Source organism: Streptomyces graminilatus (assembly GCF_001418565.1).
In the GTDB taxonomy this organism is placed as follows: Bacteria; Actinomycetota; Actinomycetes; order Streptomycetales; family Streptomycetaceae; genus Streptomyces; species Streptomyces graminilatus.
Window position 1 is genome coordinate 1 of the sequence record NZ_LIQQ01000356.1, and the last position, 10,760, is coordinate 10,760.

At 69.4% G+C, this 10,760-nt stretch carries 14 protein-coding genes and 1 pseudogene; all 15 read right to left on the reverse strand.

Annotation, left to right across the window (positions count from 1 at the left end; all coding sequences use genetic code 11):
* A partial coding sequence (locus tag AOK08_RS28330; protein WP_055531290.1) for a hypothetical protein occupies positions 1 to 627 on the reverse strand: 627 nt, incomplete at its 3' end.
* On the reverse strand, positions 624 to 1,073 hold the full coding sequence (locus tag AOK08_RS28335; RefSeq protein ID WP_055531292.1) for a hypothetical protein: 450 nt from the start codon (positions 1,071 to 1,073) through the stop codon (positions 624 to 626). The genes AOK08_RS28330 and AOK08_RS28335, both read right to left, overlap by 4 nt.
* 160 nt (positions 1,074 to 1,233) lie before the next feature.
* A complete protein-coding gene (locus AOK08_RS48940; RefSeq protein ID WP_422125778.1) occupies positions 1,234 to 1,626 on the reverse strand; it encodes a DUF7715 family protein in 393 nt (130 codons plus the stop codon).
* 307 nt (positions 1,627 to 1,933) lie between these two features.
* On the reverse strand, positions 1,934 to 3,085 hold the full coding sequence (locus AOK08_RS28345; RefSeq protein WP_157876837.1) for a hypothetical protein: 1,152 nt from the start codon (positions 3,083 to 3,085) through the stop codon (positions 1,934 to 1,936).
* A gap of 125 nt (positions 3,086 to 3,210) precedes the next feature.
* On the reverse strand, positions 3,211 to 3,885 hold the full coding sequence (locus tag AOK08_RS28350) for a hypothetical protein (RefSeq protein ID WP_055531298.1): 675 nt from the start codon (positions 3,883 to 3,885) through the stop codon (positions 3,211 to 3,213).
* A gap of 143 nt (positions 3,886 to 4,028) precedes the next feature.
* The gene (locus AOK08_RS28355) at positions 4,029 to 4,439 is read right to left on the reverse strand and encodes a hypothetical protein (RefSeq protein WP_055531300.1); all 411 of its coding nucleotides are present in this window, start codon (positions 4,437 to 4,439) and stop codon (positions 4,029 to 4,031) included.
* A 51-nt stretch (positions 4,440 to 4,490) separates the two neighbouring features.
* Positions 4,491 to 5,087 (reverse strand): DUF262 domain-containing protein, encoded by a 597-nt coding sequence (locus tag AOK08_RS28360; protein ID WP_055531302.1) that lies wholly within the window; start codon positions 5,085 to 5,087, stop codon positions 4,491 to 4,493.
* 192 nt (positions 5,088 to 5,279) lie between these two features.
* Positions 5,280 to 6,087, reverse strand: a pseudogene (locus tag AOK08_RS48945) (deazapurine DNA modification protein DpdA family protein).
* 166 nt (positions 6,088 to 6,253) lie between these two features.
* Positions 6,254 to 6,994: a hypothetical protein gene (locus AOK08_RS28370; protein ID WP_055531306.1), complete on the reverse strand. Its 741-nt coding sequence runs from the start codon at positions 6,992 to 6,994 to the stop codon at positions 6,254 to 6,256.
* A gap of 139 nt (positions 6,995 to 7,133) precedes the next feature.
* Positions 7,134 to 7,352 (reverse strand): hypothetical protein, encoded by a 219-nt coding sequence (locus AOK08_RS28375; RefSeq protein ID WP_055531307.1) that lies wholly within the window; start codon positions 7,350 to 7,352, stop codon positions 7,134 to 7,136.
* A 35-nt stretch (positions 7,353 to 7,387) separates the two neighbouring features.
* A complete protein-coding gene (locus AOK08_RS28380; protein WP_055531308.1) occupies positions 7,388 to 7,618 on the reverse strand; it encodes a hypothetical protein in 231 nt (76 codons plus the stop codon).
* Positions 7,619 to 7,680: 62 nt separating this feature from the next.
* On the reverse strand, positions 7,681 to 8,196 hold the full coding sequence (locus tag AOK08_RS28385; protein WP_055531309.1) for a hypothetical protein: 516 nt from the start codon (positions 8,194 to 8,196) through the stop codon (positions 7,681 to 7,683).
* A 431-nt stretch (positions 8,197 to 8,627) separates the two neighbouring features.
* A complete protein-coding gene (locus AOK08_RS28390) occupies positions 8,628 to 9,590 on the reverse strand; it encodes a DUF4007 family protein (protein WP_055531310.1) in 963 nt (320 codons plus the stop codon).
* Positions 9,591 to 9,606: 16 nt separating this feature from the next.
* Complete coding sequence (locus tag AOK08_RS28395; RefSeq protein WP_055531311.1) at positions 9,607 to 9,921, reverse strand: hypothetical protein; 315 nt, start codon at positions 9,919 to 9,921, stop codon at positions 9,607 to 9,609.
* Between the two features lie 51 nt (positions 9,922 to 9,972).
* A partial coding sequence (locus AOK08_RS28400) for an N-6 DNA methylase (protein WP_055531315.1) occupies positions 9,973 to 10,760 on the reverse strand: 788 nt, incomplete at its 5' end.

The window sequence follows — 10,760 nt, forward strand, 5'->3', positions numbered from 1 at the left end:
CGCCGCGGCCGCGGCGCGGGCCATGGTGCCGGTGCCCGCGCAGGGCTCCAGGAGCAGGGAGCCGGCTTGCAGCCCGGTGGCGAAGGAGACCTCGCCGACATGATCGGCGGCGATCGCGGGCGTGAAGAACTCGCCGGTGCTCTGCCGTTCGCCGTAACTGCGCATCCGCGTGATCAACATGCCGAGGATGTCGTCCGATTCGGCACGGGCGGTGTCGCTGCAGAACTCCAGCAGCCCGGCGCGGACGAGGATGCGGGCGTAGTCGGCCAGGCCGCGGATGTCGTCCCCGCTCGGACGGCTGAGCCAGCCGTGCAGGGGGCGGGCGGCTTCGGTCAGGTCTGGGTCGTAGGACCAGAAGGAGTTCCATCCCGCCCTCAGCGTGTCGATGAGGCCTTCGTCGCTGAGGGGGATCAGCAGCGGGCCGTAGTCGGGGCCGTCGGGCCTGCTGGGGGCGGACAGCGCCAGTCCGGCCAGCACGCCGACCGCGACCGCCCTCTCACCCGCTCCTCTGCGGTTCTCGATCCACCAGGCGTGAGCTGCGTCGACGATGAACCGGGCGTGTTCCCGGCCGCTCTCGGGGGCTAGGAAGCGGCGCATTCCCGCGGGCGGGATGCCGTACAGCGTCACTTCCTGCCCCAGCTGGCCTGCGCGGCAAGGCGGTCGAGCTCGGCGGCGACCGGGGCGGGAACGGTGCGTTTGCGGCCGCCCCGTCCAGAGCCGAAGGGCCGCTCCGCTTGGGTGCCACCGGAGGGCTGGAAACTCGTGTCGATGATCCAGTGCTTCTCCCCCGACAGCCGGGAGAGCCGGAAGGCGGCCCTGTTCATCAGGGCTCCCCGTTCGAAGAGGAGCACTTCGGCGTACTGGCCGGTCACGGCGCCGGCGCTGTGCTCGCCGATGACCGGCACGATGCCGAGATGCTCGACCGCCTCGCCCTCGATGTCCAGACTGACGAAGAACGACTCGGCCCCGGTGAGAGGAAGCAGCGCCGCATCCGCGGCCCGCCGAACGTCGTGCCGGGAGCCCGGCGCGGCGCGGACGATCCAGCGAGCGCAGTTGAGCGGATCGTGTGTCACCGAGCCGGGATGCCGAGCGGGGCCAAATGCCTAAGGAGGGCTTCACGGCCGAGCGTGGCCAGGTACCAGGTGTCCCGCTCTTCGATGCTGGGGTCGTTGGTGTCCATAAGGGGCTGCCTCTCCGGGAGTACGGGGAAGGGAAGGGTTGGGTGCGGGTCGGTCAGGCCACGGTGATCCGCGGGCGTCCGTGGTGGACTTCGAGAACGGCGCCGACCTCGAAGCCGCGGGCCAGGCCGAAGACCTCCCGCATGCGCGTCCGGGTCTCAGGGCGTTGACGATCGCGGCCGGGCTCGTACCAGCCGCCTCGGCTGAGGAGACGGATGGTCTTCTCGGTGACCTCGTCCCGAGTGACGTCGAGGTCGACCACGCGGCCACGGGTCGAAACCGGCCGGAGTCGACGCCGACGAAGGCATCGTCCGAGCCGACGGTGAGGATCTCGCCGGCGACGGTCCAGCAGTAGTTCGTACCGGAGGCGCGGTAGTTCGAGTCGGAAACGGGGATGACGAGCTTCATGGTGGCGCTCTCTGAGGGGAGTTGTGCGCAGATGGGCCACGGCGAGCGGGAAGTGCCACGCTCACCTTCGGCAACCTCAAACTACATTCAATAGTCGAGTTATGCAACGCTTGCGGTTGGGGTCGTCTGGAGCGCCCGCTGGGATGGGGCTGTCGGGCGTCGCTCGGTACTTCCGCGCTTCGGGCGAAACATCGGCGGATCGTTCAGCGGCTCGCCGATTCCTTGAGCAGCTCCGCGTCCCACAGCCGTCCCGGCGCGGAGCGTGATCAGGCAGGCGCCGCCTCGTGTGCTCGCCCACCGGGGCGATGCTGTTCGTGCTGGGCGGGGCACACTGGCACCGGCCGCGTCTACGTCCTGCCCGGGACCATCGCCTCGTCACTCTGTCGGGTTCTCTCGGCGGTTTCCGGCCGCCGGGCCGCGCTCAGCTCAGTCCGAGGAGGTTCGGCTGGTCCGGCTCCGAGTGATCGCCAGACGAGAGGTGCCATCGTGAGTGCCGCCTCGCTGACCGCCCACACATACGGCCGTGAGTTCAGTGGATCGTTGGACTGCCGGGGGCGGTAGCGCAGCAACCCATACCGTTGCGCGACGTGATGAAGGGTCAGCTGAGCCCACCGCGCCGCCGGCCCGCGGCCCGCGATCCGGGAGACGATCCCGATGGGGTCGTACAGGACATCGCCCGGGTACGCGCGTTTGCCGGCGAGCAGCTGGAGCAGCTGGAGCAGCTGGCGGGCCAAGGCGTCCCCCATGTCCGCGGTTCGGGGGTCGCCGATGTGCGCCCAGTGGAAGCGGTCCGGCAGGAGTTCCTTGGGGAACGGCGCGGGGACGCGCTCGTGGAGCGGAGCCAGCGGAGCCACCGCGCACGGCGCAGGGGCGGCCATCAGCAGATCGTGGGCGGCGTCATCTGGGGGAGGGAGTTTCCCGAGCGCCGCGCGCAGTTCCTGGCTCGCGTAGTCCTGTTCGGCTGAGCCGGCGTGCCGCAGCAGTTCGGCGTGCTCGGCCGGATGCAGGGATGGATGGTGGCGCAGCAGATGATGGAGCGGATGGCCGGACGCGCCGGCGAGGGTGCAGGCGGACGGCGGGCAGGCCTCGTTGCAGATCGTGTACTCGGCCGAGTTGTCCTCCTCGACCGTCATCCAGCCGTCGAGGCCGTCCGCGTCAGGCAGCAGGACGAGCCGCCCGTGACCGTCCCAGGACCGTAGCTCGACGCGTCCGGGGCACAGGCGTGTCAGGCGTAGACCCGGAACGCCGACCAGTTCTGCCGTATCAACCGGGCCATGGAGGACCGGGAGCAGGACGGCCATCAGATAGCTGAAGGCGATCGAGTCCAAGGCGAGGTGCAGACAGCCACCTCCAGCCACCGCCTTCCACTCCTGCATGGTCACCCCGACGCTCTCGTCCGCGTGCACCTCGCTGCTGTACCCGCTAACCGCCGTCCATACGTGTGCCTCCAGCCGCCGCTGCCCGGCGCACGCTCCGGCCTCGGCCCATTCCCGGCTCACCCGCGATCCTCTCTACCGTTATCCAGAGCCCATTTCACACACCGCGGGACGCGACTCGGCCACAACACCGAGGCCGGCCAGGCGATATGGGCTGGCGACTCAACGAGACTAGGCCGGGCAGTAGTTCAGGGCCGGGGGCCGCGGTCCAGCTTGAAGAACCTCCGGGGCATGTCGGCCGCCGACCAGCGATAGGGATGCTGGTTCTTCTCGCCGACGGTGACGAAGACGCCGTCAGGGGTGGTGTCGATCGCGGTGACCTCGACGACCGGCCAATGACCAGAGGCGATGCCGTTGTACATGAGCCGGTCGCCGACGCCGATCGGGGCCTGGACGGTGCCGCCGGTGTACCTCGTGTACTCGACGAGGATCTCGGGGGACCCCTCGGGAACCGTAAGTGCTCGCTCGGTCAGCATGGTGGTCAGGTGCTCCCTGACCAGGGGGTAGAGCTGCTCGGTAGACGGGTTCGCAATGTTCAGGGCTACGAAGGCAAGCCGGAGGCCCTCGTTGTCCAGAGCGGGCGGGAACCCGCGGCGATCGGCGAGAGCGAGAACGGCTTCGGCGTGTTCGCGGGTCAGGCTGGACAGATGCGGTGGCGCGTCGGGCTCCGCGGCGTCGATCTTCTTGCACGTGGGGCATGACAGGGGAGCGTCGGTGATCCGTGCCGGGTCCAGCCGTTCGAAGTGATGGACGATTTCGTAACGGCCCGCGCCGCAGGCCAGGTCGATCAGGAACCCGGTGTAGGCGTTGAACAGCCCTTCGTGGACGGCGCCCTGGTGGTCGGTGACGTTGCGGTGGTCCATGCTCCTTCTCCTGCTGGTTCGGCTGCGCGCCGGGCCAGGACGGGCCTCAGCCGGCGTCAGTCTCTCGGGTTCGGATGGTTCTCGGATGCCGCCGACACGGCGGCCGGCGGCGGTGTTCTCACGGCGGGGTGACGGGAGCTCTGTCAGTCGGTCACGCGGTGGGGGTGACCCACCTGCGGCTCCGGCCCGTCGCCATGGACGTTGTGCGGCCATCGGCACGCAAGGCTCTCGACGTGCACCCCGGGATGCTCCTCGCAGCGGACGAGATTGTCCGAGCGGATCTGGCGAAGCGGGATCGGAAGGACCACAGGTGGTACGCCGAGTTCGGCTTCGTCGTCCGCATGCCTTTCCAAAGCAGCCGCGAGCGGGGTGTCGCGGCTGCTGAGTTCACGGGTCTCGCCATCGTGGTAGGTGACGAGAGCGGTGTTGGCGTAGCTGATCCAGCCGGTCTCGCTCCTCGTCGTCTCGACCGCGACGGAGTTGACGGCCTTCCCCGTGGGATCACGGTCGAGAAGCGTTTCCTTGGCAGCGGAGACGAGTTCACTGATGTCCACGGTCGGATGTCCTTGTCAGGGTTCGAGGGGGAGGAACGAATCATGAGGCTGTCACGGCGTCGGTCCGGCGATGCCGTGTGCGCGCTCCATGTCCTGTGCGGTCTGGGGCGTTCCACCGCCGTTGACCAGCACGTACATGGCTGCCTCGTCCGCGACGGAGGCTGCGGATTTGAACTGGGTGACCTGGAGGACGGCGCGACGTTCGAACTTGAGCCGTCCCGCCTCGGACAGCCCGTCGTGCCGGACATAGGGTCCGTCATCCGTCTCCTCGCTCTGGACAACGTGAGTGGGATCGAACCACGTTGCCGGAACCGCGAACGCGCTGGTGAACCATGCCTGGGCGGTAAGAATTCGCTGCTTGCCGTCGACCACCGCCCAGGGCGCCAGTCCCGCCTCGTAGACGTCCCCGCTTGCAGCCGTCCACTGGGGGTTCTCACGGCTGCTCAGCACGACGACGCCCGCCGGAAGGCCGGTGAGCCACGACCGGACCAGAGCGACGCGCTGGTCGCCGCTCCAGACCGGGCCACGTTGGTAGGGCGGCGACAGGTCGATCTGGCCTTCGGCGACGAGGCGCACCAGATCAACGGCCTCGCGCGCGCTCAGGGTGAGGACGGTGTGCTTGACCGGTGCGGCGGTCTGGCGGGACATGCGGTGAACCCCTTGCTCCGGCGGTGAGCCGGTGGGCATCCGAGGCGATGAATCCGGACTTGAGCGCGGGCTGCCCTGCCACAAACAAACAGCAGCGACCCGGCCCGGCATCTGCAAACTACATTCTTTTGTAGAGATATGCAACACCCTGGTGTGGGTGAGCGGCTCGGGGAGCGCAGTGGCACGTCCCGGTCATGCTCTGTCGTGGATGTCGGCCAGATGATCAAGGAGGTCTCCGCGCCACCGCAGGGCGTGGTCAAGGCAGTTGGCTTCGCTCTTGTGGGTGCCGCAGATGCGCTCGTACCGGCCGCCTTTCGACCAGGCCATGCTGTCGGCCGATACGACGTGCGGCCACGACACCTCCAGCCCGGTCTTCTTGTATCCGAAGGCGTGGAGTTTGAGACCGGCGGCGTGGAGGTCCTGGAGGATCCAGCTCGCGACGTACGTGCTCGGACGGCGGCAGATGCTGCCCACGCCGACGAGGGGTTCTCGGGTGATATCGACGCCGGCCGCCATGAACTTCTCGACGCAGCGCGAATACTGATGCCGCAGCCAGCCCTGCACGACGGGGACGATCCTGAGGTCCGGGGCCAGATCGCGAAGGATCAAGAAGTTCTCGACGGTCAGGTCCTGGTGCTGCTCGATGGTGAGCCCCGTCATGCGAAGGGCCTGCCCCGCACATGAAATCCTGCTGGCTGGCCCAGGCGAGCTGATCCACCTCGTCGTGATACCGCCGGATCAGCTCCACGTACTGCTTGGGGCTCGTGCGCCACTCGCCGTACGTCGTGATCTCGGTGAAGCCGCCGCTGTCCAGCGCCCAGGGGCCGAGGGCCCGCGGCAGTGTCTTGAGCCTGGCCAGCCGACGGTTGGACAGGAACATGGGTACGGAGCTCCGGGCGAGCCAATGAGGTTGGTGCACGCCCAGCCAGAAGGCCGGCACAGGCGGCTTCGAGGGCGCCCGGGGGCGAGGGGCGTGCGCGGGACGGTCGAGGAGAAGCATGCGTGGTGTCTCCGGTCAGGGAACGAAAGGCGAGTCCGGGTCCGAGGCGCTGCCTTCGCACCTGCGGGTGCGGAGCGGATGAGGCGGACGGACGCCGGCCGGGGCCGGGAGGACGGCGGGGCACGGATGCGCCGCGGGCCTGGTGTGCTGATCTACAGGCGCAGGCTCACCAGCCGATGAGGCCGTGATCCTTGACCCAGGCGAGCTGGTACAGGTGGACGGCGAGGTGCTGGATGTCGGCCTCGGAGTAGCCGAGGCGGTCGAAGACGGCGCGGGCGGCCACGGTCCGGACCCCGGCGATCGCCAGGCGTTCGCGCTCGTGGCGGAGATCCATCAACGCGCGGGCCGCGGCCACATGGCGGGCGGCGGTGACGACCGGTTCCATGCCCGGCCGATGCGCGGGATCGTTGAGCAGAGCGGTAACGCTGTGTCCCACGGGCTCCGCCATGGTCTCGGCGGAGGCGAGCCAGCTCCGGTCGGCCTCGGTGAAGGCCAGCCCCCAGCTCGCCCCGTCGTTAGTGCTGACGAACGCACAACTGAACTCCAGGTCCACGCGGTAGGTGAGACGTACGCGGGCCCTGACGTCCAGATGCTCGCCGCGGGATACTCCGCTGTCCGCCAGCCCGGGCGTGAGATGCACTTGGGCGGTTCGCCCCGCGATCGTTGTGTCGACGTCGTAGGCAGCCTGCACCAGGGCACCGACGTCGACGGTGGTGGCCTGGGCCGATGCCGCGGTGCTGTGGCGGGCCCCATGAAGAAGGCCGCCGTCGAGCTGCCGGATGAGGTGCTGGGCGATCTCGTCCGGGGTGCAGGCTCCAGCGTTCTCCTTGATCGCCCGGATGCCGCTGCGCAGCGCGGTGAGGATCTGTTCTTCCGCGAGCACGGGATCGGCGTCGGGAGTGGGCATGGTGGAGGCTCCTTCGGGAAGGGGACCCGCCGCGTGAGAATGTGCGGCGCCCGATCTGGTGAGGCGGACCGCAGATGCCAAGGTCGGGGGCAACTCGGGCGGGTACCAGGCGAGGTACGCGGGCTGGCGGGGCGAGCGGTCAGCTGGAGTCGCGGGGGACGAGCGCCATGACGACACGGTCCGTGACCGGCATGAGCGGCAGCGGGGCGCCCTGGTCGGTAATGCATCCGTAGGCGCCGGCGCTGGTGGGCACGTCGATCCCGGGGAAGACCTGCTCGGCGTCCGAGGCACGCAGCGGCGACATCGTGGCCAGGCTCCACACCCACACGAGGTGACCGCCCTGCGGCCTGTCCGGCACACGGATGGAAAGGACGCCCTTCGGCTTCGGTGCGGTCAGCAGACGGACAGGTAGCCGACCAGCGCGGTGAGATCGAACGGGTCGAAGTCGACCGGGACGTTCCTCTCCTCGGTTCGGCGCGGCCGGACGTCGTTGCCGGTCAGGCTGACGACGGTGAACGAGGACCCGGTCGGCGCGTGCACGGTGATGGCCATCTCTTCGCCACCGGCATAGGCGATGTCCATCGCGGTGGCGAGCACGGACGAAGCACGGGAGTGGCTGAACATGACGGACTGCTCCTTGTGAGAGAGGAGGCACCGACGCAAACCGCGCGGGGCCGCCGGGCGGGTCAGTGGAGGATCCAGCCGCGGTGCACCAGGTGATCCGCGATCTGGCGCACCTGGACCTTCGGCGGGCCGGGATCCGCGACGACGTCACCATGCCGGTTGGTCACCGCCGGGAATATGGCGCTGAGCCCTTCGGGCCGCTGACCTTGGTGCCTGGCCCAGTAGCGGGAAGCGTCGTGCAGCGTGTACTCGTCGAAGGTGCGGGTGAGCGTGATGCCGTCGATGCCCGGTGCGCCGGTCACGTCGCGGCCCTTGACCGGAGCGGTCACCAGCTCGCCGGTGCGGCTGCTCGTCCGCGACGCGGGGTCCCACCGGAAACCCGACAACGGCGCGATCGCCTCAGCGGTCTGTTCCGCGGTCGGCGTGTTGGTCCACAGCACGGTGATCCAGGGGCCGGTGACCCGGATGCGCCAGTCCGTCGTCGGCCACCCCGCGGACCGGGTGATCAGGAGGGCGTCCAGGCGCGCCTCCATGTGGCGGGCGAGGTCGGAGGCGGCGATGACAGGCAGAACCGGCATGACAGCTCCCATTCGGGCGGCGGGGGGCGAGGAGGTGAGACGAGCACCTCCAATATTCTGATCACACTACCCGCAATTATAGAGGTATGCAACATCTAGCCAAGGTGCGAGCAGTGACGGGTCTCCGGCGCGTTCTCGTTCGTCGTCCCGAAGTCCCGCCGCTCGCACGCGGTCGACGTGCCACCGGTCGGCCGTGTGTCCGCTGGTGCGCCGGCACCGTCGGCCACCGGATACATGGCAGTGGGCACACGGCAGGCTTCCCGGGCAGGTCAGGGTGTCGACGATCCCGTCGCAGGTCGCGCAGGGGGCTCCGCTGACCGGCCTGCCGGCACGGTCCACCAGGCGGCCCTCGGCCAGCAGCCTCCGGTACTCGGCGAGATACACGGGGGCGGGCATCGCCTGCACCGCGCAGGCCCGTGGCGCACCGCCGCTCACCAACTGGCCCCGGCCCGCGGGAAGGTGCTCGCCAGGACCTTCTTCGCGAGCGCGGCAGGCGGCACCGAGTACGCCAGCAGCGCCTCGCCGGCCGACTCCGTCACCGCAAGGCCCTCGTGTCGCCTGCCGGTCGAGCGCAGGGCGCGAAGAAGACCGGGGGTGTCGGTGAGCAGGAGGCGGCCGGGCCCGTCGGGGACCGAGGCGAGCCTGGCCACCGCGATGCTTCCGGGACCGGGACCTGCTGTGCGGGCCGCGTAGTCCAGGCTCGCGTAGGCCAGGACGGCGGCCGGGCATGTCTGGCCGGCCATGCGGCTGATGGTCACGGTGTGGGTCCGGTCCCGGGAGTCCTCCGGGGCCCCGCTGGTGGTGAGCATGCGCAGGGACCGGAACGGGTTGAACAGGGCGTCTTCGACGCGCTCCAGCGGCTGATCAGGGTGGCTCGGTGCGTACATGCCGACCATGCAGGCGATGTCCCTGGCTACCACGGACGGCGCCGGCGCCTTCCAGCCGGTGCTGTCCGCGATGCCTGTGATCATCTGTTGCAGGGTGCTGCGACTGTAGCTTCGCAGCGCCGTGTGGCCGAAGAGATAGCGCCAGCTGGGCACGTGGCACTGGGCGGCGCTCAGCAGCCACCAGTGCAGCAGATACAGGCTCGCCGGTTCCTCAAGGAAGGGATCGGCTCCCTGCTCGTCGTCCAGGAGCCAGTGCCCCCGCGCGGTCGGGACGAGACCGCCGTCGGCCGGGCTGGCCAGGCCGAACGCCTGGATCCAAAAGCGCATGGACTTCACCATGCTCGAGCCCACGCCGAGGATCATCATGGCGTTGTCCAGCTGCCGCAGGCAGCCGGGGTCCTCCCGCAGAGCGAGGTATGTCTTGCGGAGCCAGCCGTAGCGGGGCGGGTAGCCCTGATGCCGGCCGAAGGCCGGGAGGCAGCCGGTCAGCGGTTTCCGAGTGCCCATGAGGCGACTCCTTCGGTCAGTGGATGAAGAGCGTGCGGTCGGGAAGAGTCAGACGGCCGACGAGCTGCGCGAGGTCGTCCGGCCACCGAGAGGACGTGTCGCGGATGAGGAAGCCCGTCTCCCAGACGGGGCCGTCACCGAACCGCGGTGTGCTGGTGAGCCGGACGTCGCGCAGCGCCACGGCATCGCATGCGACGACGAGTTCGTAGCTGCGCGATTCTGCGTCGATGTTCCAGAACAGCTGTCCGTCGCTGTCCGGGCACCCGCACGTGAGGGTGTACACGCGGGTTCGGCTGGGCACCGGCAGTGCGGCACGCAGGGCCTCGGCCACAGCTTCACTCTCGGTGTGGTTGTGTGCGCCTCGCATCGAAGTCCAGTGGTGTCAGGCCTGGCGGTCAGCCGGCAGATGGAGGTGCTGCCTGCTGGCGATGAGAGCGCGCAGGAGCTGATCGGAGGTACGGGTGGCGAGCGCGAAGGCCGTCAGTGAACTGAGAAGGTCCCGGTGCCGGACGAGATCCCGGTCGTGTGCAAGAGCCTTCTGGTCCAAGGCGGCACACGCGAGGACGTCTCCGCAGCCGACGACTGCGCGCCGCCCGAGACCCCAGACGATCGCGTTCACCGCCGCTCCCGCGGCGGCCAGCGGGTCGAGTTCGAGCATGACCCAGCCGAAGTCGGCCGGATCCCGGCCTGCCCGACGCAGTTTCTGCGCCGTGGAACGGAACAGTCCGCCGGTGCCCGCGGTCGGCTCGATGAACCACTCCCCCTGCGCGACGGCGACGTCGGTGTCGTCCGCGTCCGCCATCGCTGCCATCAAGTCGCTGATCATCGGCGGTGTGTGGTACTCGCCCATGCTGCGCCGTGAGTGGTGGTGGCGCAGGCTCGTGATGACCCAGGACATCAAGTCGATCCGGGACCGCTCGGAGGCGTCGGAGTCTCCCGTGTGGTCGAGCACTCCGTGGCGCAGCGCCGCGCGTGTCACCGCCCGGACGCCATCGAGCACGGTGGAGTTGAGATCCTCCTCCGTCCAGGCGAACAGCGGACGGGCGGCGTCCATCAAACCGGGCCGCAGATTCCACTGCGAGGCCGCGCACTCCGCGAAGCCATTGACGAGGACGCGCGGCGGCTGCGCGGCGATGTACGCGGCAAGGGCGGGGGCGTCCTCGGCCCCCG